The 18,781-nt window shown below is 61.0% G+C and carries 16 protein-coding genes and 1 pseudogene; 9 read left to right on the forward strand and 8 right to left on the reverse strand.

What is annotated here, in order from left to right; genetic code table 11:
• Nucleotides 1-25 precede the first annotated feature (25 nt).
• From KGB20_RS02440 to KGB20_RS02470, 6 genes are all read left to right on the forward strand, one after another.
• The gene (locus KGB20_RS02440) at nt 26-1,444 is read left to right on the forward strand and encodes an MFS transporter (protein WP_411740884.1); all 1,419 of its coding nucleotides are present in this window, start codon (nt 26-28) and stop codon (nt 1,442-1,444) included.
• Between the two features lie 157 nt (nt 1,445-1,601).
• Entirely contained in the window at nt 1,602-3,605 is a 2,004-nt protein-coding gene (locus KGB20_RS29085) for an aminotransferase class I/II-fold pyridoxal phosphate-dependent enzyme (protein ID WP_317850881.1), read from the forward strand.
• Between the two features lie 27 nt (nt 3,606-3,632).
• Complete coding sequence (locus KGB20_RS02455; RefSeq protein WP_090456270.1) at nt 3,633-4,415, forward strand: transporter substrate-binding domain-containing protein; 783 nt, start codon at nt 3,633-3,635, stop codon at nt 4,413-4,415.
• A 155-nt stretch (nt 4,416-4,570) separates the two neighbouring features.
• Complete coding sequence (locus tag KGB20_RS02460; protein ID WP_057396652.1) at nt 4,571-5,284, forward strand: ABC transporter permease; 714 nt, start codon at nt 4,571-4,573, stop codon at nt 5,282-5,284.
• Between the two features lie 5 nt (nt 5,285-5,289).
• A complete protein-coding gene (locus KGB20_RS02465; protein WP_150814383.1) occupies nt 5,290-5,988 on the forward strand; it encodes an ABC transporter permease subunit in 699 nt (232 codons plus the stop codon).
• Nucleotides 5,988-6,992 carry a DMT family transporter gene (locus tag KGB20_RS02470; protein WP_154862029.1) on the forward strand — a complete coding sequence of 335 codons (1,005 nt, stop codon included), beginning with the start codon at nt 5,988-5,990 and terminating at the stop codon, nt 6,990-6,992. The genes KGB20_RS02465 and KGB20_RS02470 overlap by 1 nt, the downstream gene beginning before the upstream one ends.
• On the opposite strand, the pseudogene KGB20_RS02475 reads toward KGB20_RS02470, so the two are convergent.
• Nucleotides 6,948-7,433 (reverse strand): annotated as a pseudogene (locus KGB20_RS02475) (TetR family transcriptional regulator C-terminal domain-containing protein); the annotation flags it as partial. The gene KGB20_RS02470 and the pseudogene KGB20_RS02475 sit on opposite strands and share 45 nt — an antisense overlap.
• Nucleotides 7,434-7,600: 167 nt before the next feature.
• Between KGB20_RS02475 and KGB20_RS02480 the strand changes: the two are divergent.
• Nucleotides 7,601-8,617 carry a succinylglutamate desuccinylase/aspartoacylase family protein gene (locus KGB20_RS02480; protein WP_223531994.1) on the forward strand — a complete coding sequence of 339 codons (1,017 nt, stop codon included), beginning with the start codon at nt 7,601-7,603 and terminating at the stop codon, nt 8,615-8,617.
• Between the two features lie 211 nt (nt 8,618-8,828).
• Here KGB20_RS02480 and KGB20_RS02485 read toward each other — a convergent pair whose 3' ends face one another.
• Nucleotides 8,829-9,197: a type 1 fimbrial protein gene (locus KGB20_RS02485; RefSeq protein WP_223531996.1), complete on the reverse strand. Its 369-nt coding sequence runs from the start codon at nt 9,195-9,197 to the stop codon at nt 8,829-8,831.
• A 263-nt stretch (nt 9,198-9,460) separates the two neighbouring features.
• On the opposite strand from KGB20_RS02485, the gene KGB20_RS02490 reads away from it, so the two are divergent.
• Nucleotides 9,461-9,922 carry a hypothetical protein gene (locus tag KGB20_RS02490; RefSeq protein WP_154862025.1) on the forward strand — a complete coding sequence of 154 codons (462 nt, stop codon included), beginning with the start codon at nt 9,461-9,463 and terminating at the stop codon, nt 9,920-9,922.
• Between the two features lie 363 nt (nt 9,923-10,285).
• Nucleotides 10,286-12,421 (forward strand): calcium-binding protein, encoded by a 2,136-nt coding sequence (locus KGB20_RS02495; RefSeq protein ID WP_154862024.1) that lies wholly within the window; start codon nt 10,286-10,288, stop codon nt 12,419-12,421.
• A 270-nt stretch (nt 12,422-12,691) separates the two neighbouring features.
• Here the strand turns inward: KGB20_RS02495 and KGB20_RS02500 are convergent, their stop codons facing one another.
• The 6 genes from KGB20_RS02500 to KGB20_RS02525 all read right to left on the reverse strand — a co-directional run bounded on the left by KGB20_RS02500 (nt 12,692) and on the right by KGB20_RS02525 (nt 18,537).
• Nucleotides 12,692-13,792: a polyamine ABC transporter substrate-binding protein gene (locus KGB20_RS02500; RefSeq protein ID WP_223531998.1), complete on the reverse strand. Its 1,101-nt coding sequence runs from the start codon at nt 13,790-13,792 to the stop codon at nt 12,692-12,694.
• Nucleotides 13,793-13,921: 129 nt separating this feature from the next.
• A complete protein-coding gene (locus KGB20_RS02505) occupies nt 13,922-14,737 on the reverse strand; it encodes a carbon-nitrogen hydrolase family protein (protein ID WP_223532000.1) in 816 nt (271 codons plus the stop codon).
• Between the two features lie 569 nt (nt 14,738-15,306).
• Nucleotides 15,307-16,074 carry a phosphonate ABC transporter, permease protein PhnE gene (gene phnE / locus KGB20_RS02510; protein ID WP_154862022.1) on the reverse strand — a complete coding sequence of 256 codons (768 nt, stop codon included), beginning with the start codon at nt 16,072-16,074 and terminating at the stop codon, nt 15,307-15,309.
• On the reverse strand, nt 16,071-16,898 hold the full coding sequence (locus KGB20_RS02515) for a PhnE/PtxC family ABC transporter permease (RefSeq protein WP_223532002.1): 828 nt from the start codon (nt 16,896-16,898) through the stop codon (nt 16,071-16,073). Before KGB20_RS02515 ends, phnE begins: the two co-directional genes overlap by 4 nt.
• Nucleotides 16,892-17,689, reverse strand: a complete 798-nt coding sequence (locus KGB20_RS02520; protein ID WP_154947372.1) for a phosphonate ABC transporter ATP-binding protein — start codon at nt 17,687-17,689, stop codon at nt 16,892-16,894. Before KGB20_RS02520 ends, KGB20_RS02515 begins: the two co-directional genes overlap by 7 nt.
• A complete protein-coding gene (locus KGB20_RS02525; protein ID WP_102671911.1) occupies nt 17,686-18,537 on the reverse strand; it encodes a putative selenate ABC transporter substrate-binding protein in 852 nt (283 codons plus the stop codon). Before KGB20_RS02525 ends, KGB20_RS02520 begins: the two co-directional genes overlap by 4 nt.
• Nucleotides 18,538-18,781: the final 244 nt, after the last annotated feature.

An 18,781-nucleotide genomic window follows, 5' to 3' on the forward strand; every position in this document is an offset into this window, starting at 1 on the left:
CGGGCTTAGGCTCGAGACAACCTATTTGCGGAGTCGCGAGAAAATGAAGTCCATATCGATTCGGGGTGCCTTGGCCAGCCTGTCGTTATCCATGTTGCTGTCGTCCCTGGGCGCCAGCATTGCCAACGTGGGTTTACCGACACTGGCCGCAGCGTTCTCGGCCTCCTTCCAGCAAGTGCAATGGGTGGTGCTCGCTTACCTGCTGGCGATCACGGCGCTGATCGTCAGTGTCGGCCGGCTCGGCGACATCATTGGCCGTCGGCGATTGCTGCTGATCGGCATTGCGGTGTTCACCGTCGCCTCGTTCCTGTGCGCCCTGGCGGCCAGTCTGTGGTTGCTGATTGCCGCAAGGGCCTTACAGGGCATCGGCGCGGCCATCATGATGGCGTTGACCATGGCGCTGGTGAGCGAGGCGGTGCCCAAGGCAAAACTGGGCAGTGCGATGGGCCTGCTCGGCACCATGTCGGCGATTGGCACGTCGCTCGGCCCGACCCTCGGCGGTTTCTTGATTGCCAATCTGGGGTGGCAGGCGATTTTTCTGGTCAATGTGCCGTTGGGTGTTTTGGCGATTGGGCTCGCGCATCGTTTTTTACCGAAAGATTGCCGTGAGAAAAGGGCGGATCGAGCGGGTTTCGATGTCCTCGGCACCTTGGTACTGGTCTTGACACTGCTGGCCTATGCGCTGGCGATGACCCTCGGGCGTGGCGGTTTTGGTCCGCTGAACACGGCACTGTTGCTGGTGGCGATGGTCGGGGCGGGCGTGTTTGTGTTCGTCGAGCGCACAGCCGAGTCACCGCTGGTTCGACTGACGATATTCCGCAATCCGCAGCTGAGTGCAGGTTTCGCCATGAGCGTGCTGGTGACGACCGTGGTCATGACCACCCTGGTGGTGGGGCCGTTTTATCTCTCCGGCGCACTGGCGTTGAATGCAGCGAGCGTTGGCCTGGTGATGTCGGCGGGGCCGCTGGTCGCCGCATTGGCCGGGGTTCCGGCGGGTCGATGGGTCGACGGATTGGGCGCGCATCGATCCAGCATGCTCGGATTGATTGCCATGTTGACCGGCGCTTGCATCCTGCCCGCCGTGCCAACGGGCTTCGGTGCGTTCGGCTACATCGTGCCACTGGTGGTCATTACCGCCGGTTACGCGCTGTTCCAGGCGGCCAACAATACCGCCGTCATGTCGAATATTGCGACGCCGCAGCGTGGCGTGGTGTCCGGTTTGCTCGGGTTGTCGCGCAATCTTGGCTTGATCACCGGCGCTAGCCTGATGGGCGCAGTGTTCGCCTTCGGTTCGGCCAGCAACGATGTTTTGCAAGCGCAACCCGAAGCCATCGCACAGGGAATGCGGTTGACGTTCGTGGTCGCCGCCGGGCTGATCCTCGTCGCCCTGGTGATTGGCGCAGTCAGCAAAATCGTTTCACGTCGCCTGATCGCGCCGTGCTGAAAAACGGCGCGACTGTCGTGAAAACGACCTGTTTGCGCTGAACGCGAAGCCTCGCGAGTTTTCTGTTGAACGAGTGTTCAGTCTGGACTATGTTGAGGGCCACCTTCCCCCGGCTGGTTGCGGGCTTGCGTTTCTTCAATTCGAACGAGGCACTGGCATGCGGTTTTCACCCTTTGTTGAACGGATCAGTGGCCAAGGCGTTGCTGCCTGGGATATCCACTACGCGGCCAACGCTGCGCAGCGCAATGGCGAGGACGTGATCATCCTAAGCGTCGGCGACCCGGATTTCCCCACTCCCGATTTCATTACCGATGCCGCCATCCACGCCCTGCGCGAAGGGGATACCCACTACACCGAAATCGCCGGTCGACAGGCCCTGCGCGAGGCCATTGCCGGCCGCTACAGCCAATTGATCGACCGCGAACTGCAGGCGACCAACGTCATTCTCACGGCAGGTGCGCAGAACGCCTTGTTCGCCACCTCGATGTGCCTGCTCGGTGCCGGCGACGAAGTGATTGCCTTCGATCCGATGTACGTCACCTACGAAGCGACCCTCAAGGCGTCCGGCGCCACGCTGGTGCGGGTGCCCTGTGCGGCGGACTCGGGTTTCCGCCTCGATGCCGCCGTGTTGGCCAAGGCCATTACCCCGCGTACCCGGGCGATTTTCTTCTCCAACCCGAACAACCCCACCGGCGTGGTGCTGGGTCGTGAAGAACTGCAAGCCATCGCCGACCTCGCCATTGCCCATGACCTGTGGGTGGTGGTGGACGAGGTCTACGAGAGCCTCGCCTATGAGCGTGAACACCAAAGTCTGGCGGCGCTGCCGGGCATGGCCGAGCGCTGCGTGGTGATTGGCAGCCTGTCCAAATCCCATGCCATGACCGGTTGGCGCATCGGCTGGGTCGTGGCCAATCAAGCCCTGGTCAACCATGTCGAAACCCTGGTGTTGAGCATGCTGTACGGCTTGCCCGGGTTTGTCATGGAAGCGGCGCTCAAGGCCGTGCAGTCCCATGACGAAGTCACCCACGGCATGCGCGAGATCTATCGTCGGCGCCGCGATCTGGTGGTGTCCGGCCTGGCCGATTGCCCGGGCATCAGCGTGCTCAACCCCGATGCCGGCATGTTCGTGCTGGTGGATGTGCGCGGCACCGGCCTGACCTCGCTGGAGTTCGCCTGGCGCCTGCTGCGCGAAGCCGGTGTCTCGGTGCTGGATGCCGCGGCATTCGGTGAGCCGGCCCAAGGGTTTGTACGGCTGTCGTTCACCCTGAGTGACGAGCGACTGGCCCAGGCCTGCCAGCGTATTCGCGGCTTTGTCCAGGTACTCAATGGTGAAGCGCCCAGGCCGGTGATCGGCACGGTGACCAGCACCGCGACCGTCGAACCGGCCGCGGCCAGGACCATGATCGAGGTCGATGGCCTGCACAAACGCTTCGGCAATATCGAAGTGCTCAAGGGTGTTTCCCTGACCGCCCGCGAGGGCGAAGTGATCTCCCTGATCGGTGCCAGCGGCTCGGGCAAAAGTACCTTGCTGCGCTGCATCAACATGCTCGAAGTGCCGGACCAGGGACGCATCCTGGTCGACGGCGAAAGCATTCACCTTAACCAGAATCGCCCCGGCGCACCGCTGGTGTCGGACGCCAAACAGCTTGTGCGCATCCGTTCCAGCCTGGGCATGGTGTTCCAGAACTTCAACCTCTGGCCCCATCGCACGGTGCTGGAAAACCTCATCGAAGCGCCGACCCAGGTCCTGCGTGAAAGCCGTGCGGAGGCCACTGAACGGGCCGAAGCCCTGCTCGAACGCGTCGGGCTGGCGGCCAAGCGCAACGAGTACCCGGCGTTTCTCTCCGGGGGACAGCAACAACGGGTGGCCATCGCCCGGGCCCTGGCCATGCGGCCCAAGGTCATGCTGTTCGATGAACCCACCTCGGCACTCGACCCGGAACTGGTCGGGGAAGTGCTGCGGGTGATCCGCTCCCTCGCCGAAGAAGGCCGGACCATGATCCTGGTGACTCATGAAATGGCTTTCGCACGCGATGTCTCTTCCAAAGTCGCCTTTTTGCACCAAGGGCTGATCGAGGAAACCGGTTCGCCGGACGAAGTGTTCGTACACCCACGCAGCGAGCGTTGCCGACAATTCGTCAACGCTCATCAGACTCGCTAACTCATCATAAAAAGACGGGAAAACAACATGGGAAATCGACGTTTTGCAAACTGGTTGACCGGTGCGGCCTGCGTATTGCTGGCCGGCATGAGCGCGGCCCAAGCGCAACCGATCAGGTTCGCGGTGGCAGCCGAACCCTATCCGCCATACACCGAAAAACAGGCCAATGGTGAGTGGAAGGGCTTTGAAGTCGATCTGATCCACAAGCTGTGCAGCGAAATGAAAGCCGATTGCGAAATCAAGGAAGTGGCGTGGGACGGCATCATTCCGTCGTTGCTGGCGAAGAAGATCGACGTGATTTTTTCCTCGATGTCGGTGACCGAAGAACGGGAAAAACAGATCGCCTTCAGCAAGGCCTACTACGATTCGGCGATTGCCGTCGTCGGCCCGAAAGAGGCGTCGGTGAAGAAGTACCCGGATGACCTCAAGGGCAAGATCATCGGCGTGCAGAACTCGACCGTGAGCGCCAGCTACCTGAAGACCTACTACGAAAAAATTGCCGACGTTAAGTACTACGACACCCAGGACTCGGCCAACGCCGACCTGATTGCCGGGCGCATCGACCTGATGATGGCCGACGGCACTGCCATGGCCGCATTCATCAAGACCCCGGATGCCAAGGACCTGGCCTACCTCGGCACCGTGCCTTATGACCCGATCTTCGGCAAAGGCGTGGGTGCCGGCCTGCGCAAGGACGACACCGAACTCAAGGCCAAACTGGACAAGGCCATCCAGGAGCTGCTGGCGAGCAAGGACTACGACGACCTGTCCCAGAGCTACTTCGGCACCAGCGTGAAGCCTGCGTTCTGACGGCTGGTTAAACGCAGACCCCCTGTGGGAGCGGGCTTGCTCGCGAAGACGGCATCACATTCAGCAATGATGTCGACTGACACACCGCCTTCGCGAGCAAGCCCGCTCCCACATGGGTTAAGTGGCGCTATCGAGGTCACTGACTGGAGAACGAAATGCCGGCAATGTTCGATCTGATCAATTTCACTGAGCAGGGATGGGGCAGTGCGCTGTTGAAGGGGCTCTGGATGACCCTGCAGATTTCCGCCGGGGCCTTTGTCCTCGGGCTGGCTATCGGACTGGTGGTGGCGTGTCTCAAGCTCGGCGCGCCGAAGCCGATTGCAGCGCTGATGCGCGGCTACACCACGTTGTTCCGGGCGGTTCCGGAATTGCTGTTGATTCTGCTGCTGTACTACGTCGGCTCCATGCTCCTCAATTCGCTGATGACCCGGCTCGGCTACGGCGTGGTCAATGTCAGCGGCCCGCTGGCGGCCATCGTGGTGCTGGGGCTGGTGCAGGGCGCCTATGCCTCGGAGATTTTCCGCGCGGCGATCCAGGCGATTCCCTTCGGCCAGATCGAAGCGGCCAAGGCGTTCGGCCTCAACGGTTTTGGGCTGTTCCGTCGAGTCACGCTGCCGATCATGGCGCCGTATGCGATGGCCGGGATGGCCAACCTGTGGATCAACCTGATCAAGGACAGTGCGCTGATCAGCGTGGTCGGCACCAACGAGTTGCTGTACACCGCCAAGCAAGGCGCGGGGTCGACGCGCCACTATCTGTTGTTCTACCTCACGGCTGCCGCGTTGTATTACGCGGTGACGCTGGCGTCGAACTATCTGTCGGGTCGGCTTGAGCGACGTATTCGTCGCTGGATGCCTTTGGCTGAGTGATTGAGATGATTCCAGCGTGGATAGTTGAATACGCGGCACTGTTGGGCCGGGGGCTGCAAACCACCCTCGTCATTCTGTTGGTATCGAGTGTGTTCGGTTACCTGCTGGCGGTGCTGGTGGCGCTGGCACGGATCTCGAAAAACAAGGTGATCGCCAAGGTCAGCCTGTTCTACACCAGCGTGACGCGCGGCACGCCGTTGCTGATCCAGATCTACATCTACTACTACGGGCTGGGCAGCCTGTTTGCCCAGTTCCCGCTGATTCGTGGCAGCTTTCTCTGGCCGTACCTGCGTGATGGCTACTGGTACATCGTGTTCGCCCTGGTGGTGTCGATGGGGGCCTATGTCGGCGAAGTGATTCGCGGTGGCCTGCTGGCGGTGCCCAAGGGTGAGATGGAAGCCGCGTCGGCCTTTGGCATGACGGCGCGCCAGTCGTTGTTGCGAGTGCGCTTGCCCCGAGCCCTGCGCCTGCTGTTGCCGACCCTGGCCGGGGAAACCGTGATGCTGCTCAAGTCCACGGCACTGGCCTCGACCATCGCCGTGATCGACCTGCTCGGCGCCGCCAACGTGGTCCGCGCGCAGACCCTGCAGGTGTACGAACCCTTGTTGCTGGTGGCCGCCGTCTACGTCTGCCTGACGTTCCTGATCGAAGCGCTGTTTGCCTTTGCCGAACGGCGCGGGACGCCCGTGCGCAGGTCAGTCTGATGAGTTCGCCAACGGTTGACCGTTCGCTGCAGGGCATTGGCCTGTGCACCCTGGGCTACGCGTTCCTGGCCTTGCAGGACGCGGTCATCAAATGGCTGGTGGCCGACTATTCGGTGGTGACCATCCTGTTCTGGCGCAGCCTGGTGGTGGTCGCCGCGGTATTGTTGGCGGGGCGCCTGCGCCTGATCCAGCGGGCGTGGCGTTCACCGAGCCGGCGCTTGCTGGTGGTGCGCGGTTTGCTGTCGATCGTCGCCTGGGTGCTGTACTACACGGCGGCCCGGGACCTGACCCTGGCCGAGATGACCACCCTGTATTTTTCCGCGCCGATCATGGTCACGGTGCTGGCGGCGGTGATCCTCAAGGAGCGCGCCAGCGGTTGGCAGTGGTTCAGCCTGATCATCGGTTTTGTCGGGGTGGTCATTGCCTGTCGCCCCGACAACATGACCGATCCGTTGCCGATCGTCCTGACCCTGCTGGCGGCGATGTGCTGGGCGTTCACCTATATCCAGTTGCGTCAGGTGGATGAGCAGACCTCAGTGCTGGAGCAGATGCTGATCACCAACGTGGTGTTCGTGATTTGCATGGCGGTTGCCCTGCCGTGGACCCACACGCCATCACCGACGCCCGCCTGGCTGGGCATGCTCGGCGCCGGCCTGGTGGGCGGCATCGGCCAGTTTCTGTTGTTCGCCAGTTTCCGCCGCGCCACCGCAACCTTGCTTGCGCCGTTCGAATACACCGGGCTGATCTGGGCGTTTGCGCTGTCGAGCCTGGTCTGGGGCACGCTGATGGACATGTCGCTGATGATCGGCGCCGGGCTGATCGCCGTCAGTGGCACCCTGGCGATGATCTTCGGCCGGCATTCTTCACAGGATGTCGTCGGTGCTGAATGCTCCGTGACGCAGCCCCTTTATCCAGCAACGGCAGATGTGGAGTCCGTTGGCGGCGCTGAAGGTCTCGGGGTTCAGGCACCACTCGAGCCAGAGACCGTCGAGCATCGCCGATAAGCCGATGGCGGCCAGGCGGGTGTCGTGAATCACGAAGCCTTCGCTGGCGGCCAGCCCGTCGAGCAACTGGCGGATCAGGTCGAGGTAGGCGCGGTAACTTTTTTCGTGGGACTGGCTGACGTGTTCGGAGTGACGGATCAGGCTCCAGAACACCACCCACACGCCGAGCAGTTGCGGGTCCATGACCCGGGGCGAGAACGAGCCTTCCAGGAAGGCATCGATCTTTTGCGCGGGTGTCTGGGCCTGCTCGATTTCCTGGAGCAGGGCGGTGGTCAGTTCGTTCGCGAGCCGTTGATAGGTGTCGGCGATCAGTGCCTCGATGCTGCCGAAATGGTGGTTGAGCAACCCCACGGACACGCCAGCTTCGGTGGCAATGCGCCGTACGGAAATCCCGGCGTGACCGTCGCGGCCCAGGCAACGCAGAGTGGCGGCCACCAGCATTTCGCGACGGTCATCGGGTTCGGCGCGGCGGTTTTTCGGGGCATCGGTTGTCACAGGGGTGTCCTTGGGTGAGGTTCCACGATTCCGAGCTTAGTTGAACGTCTGTTCAATCACCAGCTACAGCAGCGATACCATGTTTTTCAGCATTCATGACGGGAGGAAAGCCAATGCCGCAGGATATTTCGTTCAGTGTTCGCAACAACAATGGCGATGCCGTGCGGGTCGGTGCCTGGCGTTATGCAGGCGACGGCAGCGGGCCAAACGTGCACCTGCAAGCCGGCGTACACGCCGATGAAATCGCCGGGATGCTGGTCCTGCACCTGCTGATGCAACGACTGCACACCGCCGAAACCCAGGGCCGGCTCAAAGGCAACATCACCGTGGTGCCGCAGGCCAATCCGCTGGGCATCGGGCAGTTTCGCCAGGGGCGGATCCTTGGCCGTTATCACGACGCCACCGGGCATAACTTCAATCGCTCGTTCGACCAGTCGGCGGCCATGGCGCGACCTTCGACCTGCGTTCAGCAATGGCAAAAGAAACTGGTGCAACTGGCCGCCCCGGCCGATGTGATGCTTGACCTGCACACCGATGACGAGGCGCTACCGTACCTGTACGTGCACCGCAGTTTCTGGCCCCGTGGCCGCGAACTGGCGGCGGCGATGAAGATGGACGTGGCGATCATCTGGGATGACGGCGGCGATGGCTCCTTCGAGGAAACCATCATTGCCCCGTGGATACGCGACGGAGTCACAGCGGGGCGGATGGCTGCGACCCTGGAGCTGCGCGGGCAGGGCGATGTCAGCGACCGTTTTGCCGAACAGGATGCCGCAGGGCTGTACAACTGGCTGTGCGGTTGCGGTGTCATCGATGAGTCAGTGGCGCCTGCAGAATGGCCCGTCGAAGCCGTGGAAATGGGCCACATGGAAACCATCCTCGCCCCGCAACCCGGGGTGCTGATCTTCGAAAAAGAGCTGGGGGATTTCGTCGAAGAAGGGCAGCGCTTTGCACGGATTCTCAGGACCCCGGGCGACCCATCTTCCGAAGTGGTACTGCACGCCGAGCAAGCGGGGCGCCTGGTGACGCGCTATCGCGACCGCCTGATACCCCAGGGCATGGGGGTGGCGAAATTCACCGGCAGCCGGGTGTCGCGCAACTGGAGCGGCGGGTTGCTGGACCCGAACTAAGCCTCACCTTCGCAATTGTAGTGTCATGACATTTGTGGCGAGGGGGCTTGTCGGAACGCCGCACCGCCCCGTTGGGCTGCGAAGCGGCCCCCGCTTTTCTTCAGTCAGATAGTGCAGGCAGGTTTTGCGACGGCTTCGCCGCCGAGCGGGGGCAAGCCCCCTCGCCACAGGTTCAGTGTAAGCCTCAGCCAACATCAGCCCGGCTCAGTTGTCAGGGAATGCTGAGGGTAATCAGGTAGCTCCCCGAGCGGACAGGGGAGCCTGCATCATCCACCAACACATACTGCTGATCGAAATAGCGACCTTCCCGACCACTGTCAGCGAGCAGTTTGACGTTGACGCTGGATTGACCGACAGCGCTCACACTGGCGGTTGGCGCGATGGTGTTTGCTTCAATCCCCATCGCGCGACTCTGGGCCGGGCATTGGTAAAGTCCGAATGTGCCGTGCGTACCCACGCGTGACTGACAGCCCGGCTCCACAATGCTGCCTTGAAACCTGATGGTGCCCGGCGCCGCCAGGCACGCACCACTGAGTGCGAACAAAAGACTCAATCCCGCTGCTATACGTTTGCCGTTCATGCTTAACGCTCCTTGAGTTGTAAGGTCTAGGTCGTCAATGAACTCTAGAAGCTTGAGGCTTTTGTTGTATCGCCGTGTATCAGGGCGCCACATCTTCGTACAGCCATACAAAACCAGCTCCCCACGGATACAGCCGGGATACACCACCGGGGCCAAATGGACCTGCCAAAGCGAGAGGCACAACGCAGCTCGCAACCAGGTTTATCAACCCTTGTGGCACGACCAATAGTGGTCCAGCCGCGCAAATGATCCGGAGTATCAACATGTCTCGTATCCAGTCGAACAAAACCCGTATTGGCCTGCTCGCTGTTGCACTGGTCGGCGGTATCAACTTCGCTTCCACTGCGTTTTCCGCTGAAGCCTTGCCTCAGGGCTATCAACTGGCTTCCGCGGAGAAGACCAGCGAAGGCAAGTGTGGCGAAGGCAAGTGCGGTGCCAGCGAAGCCGGCGCGCAAAAGACCCAGGCCGAGGGCAAGTGCGGTGAAGGCAAGTGCGGCGATGCTTCGTTCGCGCGCACCGATACCGATGATGACGGTCGCGTGTCGCTCAAGGAACTGCTGGCGGTGGCGCCCAAGGGCACTGAGGAATTCAAGGCGATGGACACCAACGGTGATGGTTTCCTGTCCGAAGGTGAGGTGTACAAGTTCCGCACCAACCAGTACATCTCCAATGGCAAGAAAGTACCGACCGAGTTGTTCACCAAGTTGAGCCAGGCTAAAGACTGATCGGCCGCAAACAAAAAACCCTTCCTGTGTTGAATCGCAGGAAGGGTTTTTTTGCGTGGGCAGTACTGTATGGGAGAACTTTGTGAAAGTTCACTCAAGGAAGACTTATGTGTTTCTCAATATTTCATTACTTCAGCGGGCAATGACCGCTTTTCAACCCCTCCTGCCCTGGAACTCTGGAGCTAGCCATGTGGCAGGGTGGAGGGTTGGCGAATGCTACAGGGCTCATCAACACGCGGCTGCATTCGCGATAAACGGTCAGGTCAAAGTGGCGCACTTGCGATCCCTTGGAGTTGTCTAACTAGCCTCAACCCGCTGTAACGCAGTTCACGCTTACCATCTCCATCAACGGAGGGTAGAACCATGGCTACTATCCCTGGCACCCTGGGTGATGACTTTCTGCTCGGCACCGAGGAAGACGACCAAATAACCGGCCTGGCCGGCAACGACAGCGTGTTTGCCCTTGGCGGCAACGACAATGTCGACGGCGGTGACGGCAACGATGACCTCTTCGGCGACCTCGGCAACGACACACTTCTCGGAGGCAACGACAACGACACTCTCGACGGCGGATCAGGCGCCGATATCCTCACCGGCGGTGCCGGCATCGACAGCTACTTCTGGACCGTGGAAACCGGTAACGAGTCCAGCTCCCTGAGCCAGGACCGCGTCACCGACTTCGAAGGTGCAGGTCAGGTCGGCGGCGACATCCTGCGGCTCTCCAGCTTCCCCAACCGCCTGGTCTTCCAGGGCGTCCGCAACGACGTACCCACGGTGGGAACCAGCCTCGGTTTCGGCAATAACGGCTTCACCGAAGTCTTCTTCGCCCTCGGTGCCGCCAGCACCCTGCTGTTCGCCGACTCCAACGACAACGGCATCTTCGACGCCACTGACTTCGCTGTGCAGCTGGACGGCGTCCACAACCTGGACAGGAGCGACTTCGGCACCACCGCCTTCGTCCTGCGCGGCACTGAAGGCGGCGACGTGATCAATGGCACCAACGATCCCGACACCATCTTCGGCCTGGGCGGCGGCGATGTGATCAACGGCAATGGCGGCAACGACATCATCAATGGCGGCGACGGTAACGATACTCTGAACGGTGACGCGGGCATCGACCGGATCTCCGGCGGCACCGGCAATGACATTATCAATGGTGGCGCCGACCGCGACCTTCTGACCGGTAATGAGGGCAACGACATCATCAACGGTGGCGCCGGCAACGACACCACCCTGTCCGGCGGCGCTGGCAACGACGTCGTCAATGGCGGCGAAGGCAACGACACCCTCGACGGCGACGACGGCAACGACGTCCTCAATGGCGGCGTGGGCAACGACGACTTCTTCGGCGGCGACGGCAATGACCAAATCTTCGGCGAAGACGGCAACGACGAACTGTTCGCCGGCCCCGGCAACGACATGCTCAATGGCGGCGCCGGCAACGATCTGATCATGGGTGAAGGTGGCCAGGACAGTCTCACCGGTGGCGCCGGCGACGACGAATTCGAGTTCTTCACCGGCTTCAACCCCAGCTCGCCCTTCGCCACCTTCGACACCCTGGTCGACTTCCAGGGCGCTGGCGTCGTGGGCGGCGACACCCTGGAACTCAACAATGAGTTCTTCTTCCGCGGCCAGGTCAATGTCAACCCGCAACTGGGCGCCGTACTGGTGGGCGGTGGCAACGGCGTGACCGACCTGTTCTACAGCCTGCGCCCTGGCAACACCTGGCTGATCGCTGACGAAAACGACGACGGTGTGCTCGACAGCCTCGACTTCACCCTGCGCCTGCAGGGCACGCACAACCTGACGGCGGGCGACTTCGGTCGTAACACGAGCCTCGTCACCGCTGGCACCGAGGGGAATGATGTGCTCACCGGCACCGATGGCGACGATCGCATCTTCGGCCTGGGCGGTAATGACCAGATCTTCGGCCTGGAAGGAGCCGACTTCCTCGACGGCGGCAGCGGTGACGACGTCATCGATAGCGGCTTGGGCTTCGACGAGCTGCTCGGCGGTTCCGGCAACGACACCCTGATCGTCCAGGAATTCGCCAATGCCAGTGGCGGCGATGGCGACGACCAGCTGTTTGGGGGCGACGACCCCTTCGGCTTCCAGTCCAACCTCGACGGTGACGCCGGCAACGACACCCTGACCGCGGGCGCCAGCGGCGCCGTCATGGAAGGCGGCGTAGGCGCCGACGTATTGGTGGGCAGCAGTGTCGACGACTTCATGGTTGGTGACGTCTTCTTCGAGCCGAGCCTCGGTGCGGACAAGTTCCAGTTCGGTGCGGTGTGGGGAGCGGACACCATCTTCGACTTCGAGGACGGCACTGACCTGATCGACCTGAGCAATAGCGGTTTCACCTTCGCGAGTCTCGATATTGGAGAACAGTTCGGTGAGGCATTCATTACCGTCACTGGCCAGCCGGATGTGGGAAGCATCACCTTGACCGGCGTCCCACAGGCCGCGATCACCGAGGCGGACTTCGCCTTTACCTGAGTGATCGGCGCATGCTCACGCCGGGGATGGCGTGAGCATGCCGAGTCGCTCGCGTCTGGACCTGGGGCCTGGCTGGAGCTTTGTGGTAGCAGTGAAACCAGAAGGGGACAGGGGAAAGGGGACCGGGAAAGGGGACTGATCTATTTTTTTATTCCGAATGTCGGGTCGATTTCAGCCGGTCGAGGAAGGCAGAAGTCGGCCATAAGCAGTCACTGTGGATCTCCAGGGCAGTGCGAGCAATGGCCCCTAATCGTCCTTCTGCAGGTACGATCAACTGCCAGTCCTGATCTTGCTCCAGAGACGGGTACGTACACGCTCCATTTTCAGCGATATCGGCTCCAGCGGGAACAGAGTATCCAAAACCTGCTTCGACGGATAAACGTCAGGGTTATTGCGAATATTCTCCTCGACCAGCGCGGTGGCGTCCTTGTTGGCGTTCGGATATGCCAAATAGTTGGAGGACTTAGCGATGACCTCAGGGCGAAGCATGTAATTGATGAAGGCCATTCCCTCCGCTGGATTCGGGGAATCGTTAAGCAGCACAAGGTTTTCCACCCAAACCGGGGCACCTTCGCGAGGAATGCTATAGATGATCTTGCGACCGTTGCCAGCAAGTCTGGAACTCTCTTGTGCCCCGAAAACTCCGCCAGCCCAGCCGAGCACAACACAGACGTCGCCATTGGCCAAGTCAGCGCTGAATTTAGATGAGTCGAAGTAACGGATGTACGGGCGCAGCTTCAGCAACAGCGCCTCAGCTTTGCGGAAGTCCTCAGGATTCTGACTGTTATAAGGCAGCCCAAGGTAATGCAGTACTATCGGAAAAATCTCGCCCGGTGCGTCCAGCATGGCCACGCCGCATTGGCTTAACTTGGCGAGGTTCTCCTCCTTTAAAATCAGGTCCCATGAATTGACCGGAGCATCCGGACCAAGAATCGACTTGACCTTGTTCGCATCATAACCAATCCCGGTGGTAGCCCACATATACGGAACGGCGTATCGATTGCCTGGATCGTTAGCTTGCAACTTGGCAAGGATATCCGGGTTGAGATGGTGATAATTGGACAATTGCGCCCGGTCTATTTCCTTGAGGACACCGGCCTTTATCAGGTTTGGCAATAGCCCATCGGTAGCAATTACCACGTCATAGCCGCTGCGGCCGGCCATGAGTTTACTTTGCATGACATCGGCGTTATCGAATGAGTCATACGTCGCTTTGATGCCGGTTTCTTCGTGAAAATTTTTCGTCGCATCCGGTGCGATAAAGTCGTACCAGCTGTAGATATTCATCTTGGGCTCAGAAGCCTCAGTACAGAGGATGCTTGTACTCAACAGTGAGGCAAGGACTAGCTGTAAACCGACTTTCGGGTTCATCTGGAGACTCCGGAGCGGTAGCGCTGTTTAAAAAAAACAGCGCTGCGCCTGCTGATTGTTAGATTTATATGGCAGGGCCGACATCGGCAAGATCAATAACGTATTACGGGGGAAAAGAATTCGAGCGACTCAAGGAATCAGCAGCTCGCGACGACCGTCCGTATGCTCAAGTTGCTCACCTGTCAGATGCAGGCGACGGTCGTTGAGATAGTCGTAATCCCGACGGGAATCCTTGAGCAGATCAAGATCAAGCGTGACCACCTGCTGACACTCCTCGCGGCCGGCCTCAAACATTATTTGTCCGAGCGGATTGACCACTGCGCTGCCCCCTGCAAACACCAGGCCGTCATCTCCTTCTCCCACCCGATTCACCATGACAGCAAACGCTTGGTTTTCCTGGGCGCGAGCCATGATTGCCGTGCGATGGACCGGGCCGTAGGGATCCATGTTGCCGTTAGTGACCAGTATCAACTCGGCGCCGAGCTGCCCAAGGGCACGGGCACTTTCCGGGAGTTCGATGTCGTAGCAAATCAGGATGCCTACACGCAGGCCCTTCCACAGTGTCGTGACATAGCGGTCACCCGGCTGGAACAGACCACGCTCCGATGGCCACAGGTGGGTCTTGCGGTAGCGCAAGGCGATACCTTCGGGAGTCACCAGCACTGAGGTGTTGTAAAAGATGCCATCATCATTCTCCGCAATGCCGACGACGACCGAGACATTACGCTTGCGCACCAGCTGCTCGATGGCCTGCAAGGTGGGGCCATCCAAGGGTTCGGCAACACTCGCCAATTGCTCGGCATCGACAAATCCCGTCAGGTGGGTTTCCGGGAAAATCAACAGATCCGTGTCAGCCGCGCAGGTAGCGATGGCCTCCAAGGTACGCCCGAGGTTGTGAACGACATCGCCGTCACGGCCAGCCAGTTGCACCAATTCAATCTTCATCTCTGTTCCTTGCACAGTTAAGTAAGGGCCCAACCCGCCAGGGCTGGCCAGAGTATGGAGCGCGGTAGAGCGACATGTAATTACCCCCCAGGGGTAACCACAAATGAGTAGTGACGTGAAAGCGACATTGCAGGATAGGGTCGGAATTAAGTGAGCGCCCGTTAATCCAGACGGGGGACCGCCCCAGTTTCTGATTGACTCAGTCGCCCTGATGGACTCTACGTCCACATTAGGAATGGCAGCTCTGGGTCGGCTGCCACCCTTCGCGACAGGCAGCAAACGGCCGATTCTGTTGAAAAAGTCGGTTCTTCCAGACTGCTCGCAAACTGACCACTGAAAACGCCTTTTTCGCGCGCCGCCATGCGAAATCTGAACCCGGAATCCTCTGTTCAAAAAGTAAAGATTTCAATCTCAAGCGCGTACTTTTCTGTCGTGGAAACCATGGTCGATTTTTTCAACAGAATCGGTCGTTTTCTGCCGATCATAGCCATAAAACGTGGTAGTCAACTCCATACAAATGCCTGCTCAGCTCGAATGCAATCAGGTGAGCAAATCCATGCAATCCCCCATCACGCCTTAACCCAACGCTGCCGACTCCAACTACTCAACCCATCAACCGCAAACACCAGCACCAACATCGCCAGGATCACAGTACTAGCCTGGGCCTCCTGGAACAGGCTGAGGCTGACATAGAGCATCTGCCCCAAACCGCCGGCACCGACAAAACCCAGCACGCTGGCCATGCGGATGTTGTTTTCCCAGCGGTACAGGATGTACGCCAGCAGCTGTGGAAACAGGTTGGGCAGGGTGCCATAACAGAAGGCCCAGACGACGTTGCCGCCCTGCAGACGGATGGCTTCGGCGGGTTGCGGCGGGGTGTTTTCCAGCGCTTCGGCGAACAATCGACCCAGCACCCCGGTGGTGTGCATGGCCAATGCCAGGGTCCCGGCGTTGGGGCCGAGTCCGGCTGCCAGCACCATCAGCGCGGCCCACACCAGTTCGGGAATGGCGCGCAGGGCGTTAAGCACAAGGCGCGACGCACTCTGCAACGGCCAACCGAAACGACCGGCCGCCGGCAAAGCCAGGACCAGGCCGAATACCGCCGCGAGCAGGGTGCCGAGGGCCGACATGGCCATGGTTTCCACGGCGCCACGGCCGATGGCTTGCAGATGGCCGGTGCTCAGGTCCGGGCTGAGAAAACGCAGCACGTAGGCGCCCATCTGCTTCAGGTTACCGCTGCCCGTCAGTTCGCCGAGGTCGATGCTCAGGTAGCTGAACGAGGCCACGACCGCCGCGCAGATACAGAGGATCAGTAGCAGGTTGAAAAGGCGATTCATGCGAACCTCCAGCGCAACAGGCGGCTGATCTGATCGGCGAACAGCACCAGGACGAAAAAGGTCAGCAACATGCTCGCCACTTCACCGCCGGCGAACATGCGCAACGACAGGTCGATCTGCTGGCCCAGCCCGCCGGCGCCGACGAAGCCCATCACCACCGACGCGCGGATCGCGCATTCCCAGCGATACACCGTGTACGACAGCAGCTCCGCCGCGACATTGGGCAGGATGCCGTAGCAGAACGCCGCCAACCGGCCACTGCCGGCTTGCAGCAGCGAGTGGGCGGGACGCTGGTCCACCGATTCGAAAATCTCCGCGTAGACCTTGCCCAGCATGCCGCTGTAGGTGATGGCAATGGCCAGCACCCCGGCCGTCGGGCCAAGGCCGACGGCGCGCACGAACAGCAAGGCCCAGACGATTTCCGGCACGCTGCGCAGGAAAATCAGCAACCCGCGCACCGGCCAGCGTAACAACCGGCCCAAGGCACTCGGGCGACCGCTGCGCGAAGCCGCCGACAACGAGAGCGCCCGGCTGGCCAGCAGGCTGGCGGGGATGGCCAATAGCAAGGCCAGGGCCATGCCGGCGGTGGCGATGGCCAGGGTTTGCAACGTGGCTTGCCACAGCAACTGGAGGAACTCTTCGCCATGGGCCGGTGGCCAGAAGGCCGAGACAAACCGGCCCATCTCGCTCTGGCTGTCAGCCTGGAGCAGCACACCCAGGTCCAGTTCGCTGAAATGAATACCGGGCCACAACAGGGCAAGCGCCAACAGACTGAGCAGCAGGCGGGGCAGGGTGGCCGGGTCTCGTGTATCGCGGGTCAGCATCGTGGAATCTGCAGGCTCAAGGGCGCCACCGGAACGGGCGGCGATTGCAGTTGCTCGTTGGCGTAGAGCTTGTCGAGCAAATCATGGTCGACGTCGCTGGCGGGAAGATCGAACAGGATCTGCCCTTCACGCAATCCGATGATGCGCGAGAAGTGCGCCAGGGCCAGTTCCACCGCATGCAGGCTGGCGACCAGTGTCACCTGGTGTTCCCGGGCGTGTCGGCAGAGAACTGACAGGGTGTGCCCGGCCAGCACAGGGTCCATCGCCGACACCGGCTCATCGGCCAGCAGCACTTCGGGCGCCTGGTACAGCACCCGGGCAATGCCCACGCGCTGCAGTTGGCCGCCGGACAATTGCTGGCACTGGGCGAACAGCTTGTCACCCAGGTCCAGCTTGAGCAGTGCCGCCCGTGCGCCTGGAACATCCACCGGATGCAGCAGGCTCAACAGGCTTTTGGCAAAACCCCATTGCCCCAGCTTTCCGGCCAGCACCGCCGTGACCACCCGTTGCCGGGGGGGCAGGGGTGGTGCCTGATGCACCAGTCCGATGCGCGCCCGCAACTGCTGACGCCGACGCGCGCCGAGCTGCCAGGCGTGTTCGCCGAGTACCTCGACCGCGCCGTTGTCCGGGCGCAGGGCGGTGGCCAGCACGTTGAGCAGGCTCGACTTGCCGGCACCGGACGGGCCGATGATTGCGACTTGCTCACCGGCGCCGATGTGCAGGTCGACCTCATGCAGCGCACGCACGCCGTTACCGTGGGTGATGCTGACCCGGTTCAGGTGCAAGGTCATTTCAGCAGGTCGGCAGCGCGCGCGGCTTCCTCGATGCCCTTGTAGTTCTCAGGCTTGGTCTCGATGAAGCGGCTGGCGGCTTGCAGGTCCAGAATCGCTTTTTGCTCCGGGTTGGCCGGGTCGAGCGCGAGGAATGCCGCCTTGATTTTGCCAGCCAGGGCCGGGTCGAGGGTGCCGCGCACGGTCCAGTTGTAGTCGAAGTAGGCCGGTGTGGTGGCGAAGACCTTGACCTTGTCGGTATCGACCTTGCCGGCCTTGACCAGTTTTTCCCAGACGCTGGCATTGAGTACGCCGGCGTCCACTTTGCCAGCCTGAACCCAGGCGACCGTGGCGTCGTGGGCGCCCGAGTAACCGACGCGACTGAAATAGGTTTCCGGCTTGATGCCGTCCTGCAGCATGAAGTAACGCGGCATCAGACTGCCCGACGTCGATGAGACCGAACCGAAGGCAAAGGACTTGCCCTTGAGGTCGGCCAGCGACTTGACGGCCGGGTCGGCGGTGATGAATTTGCTGGTGAACTGGGCGTCCTGCTCACGCTGGACCAGTGGAATGGCATTGCCGGTTTTCAGTCGCGCCTGCACGAAGGTGAAGCCGCCCAGCCAGGCCATGTCGATGCGGTCTGTGGCCAGAGCCTCGACCACCGCCGGGTAGTCGGACACCGGCACGAACTCGACCTTCATGCCCAGTTGCTTCTCCAGATACTCGCCCAGGGGCTTGAACTTGCGCAGCAATTCGGTGGGGGCTTCATCAGGAATGGCGCTGACCTTGAGGGTATCGGCGGCCTGTGCCAGCAGGGCGGAAAAGGATAGGGACAGGCCGACGGCCAATGCCAGGGTACGTTTGAGCATGGAAGTTCTCCGGTTCAATAGCGGAAAAATGTCGATGCGCCCCGCACAAGCTGATTGCTGCACGACGCTTCGTGAGGGTAGACGAAAACGGCGCGATTATAGGGGCTCTTGCGTGCTTGACCAGCGTTGCAACAGGACCTAAGGCCAAAAAAAGACCTGTGGGAGCGGGCTTGCTCGCGAAGGCGGCGCGTCAGTCACATCGATGTTGGATGTGCCGCCGTCTTCGCGAGCAAGCCCGCTCCCA

The organism is Pseudomonas sp. BF-R-30, assembly GCF_019956175.1.
GTDB classification, from domain to species: domain Bacteria; phylum Pseudomonadota; class Gammaproteobacteria; order Pseudomonadales; family Pseudomonadaceae; genus Aquipseudomonas; species Aquipseudomonas jessenii.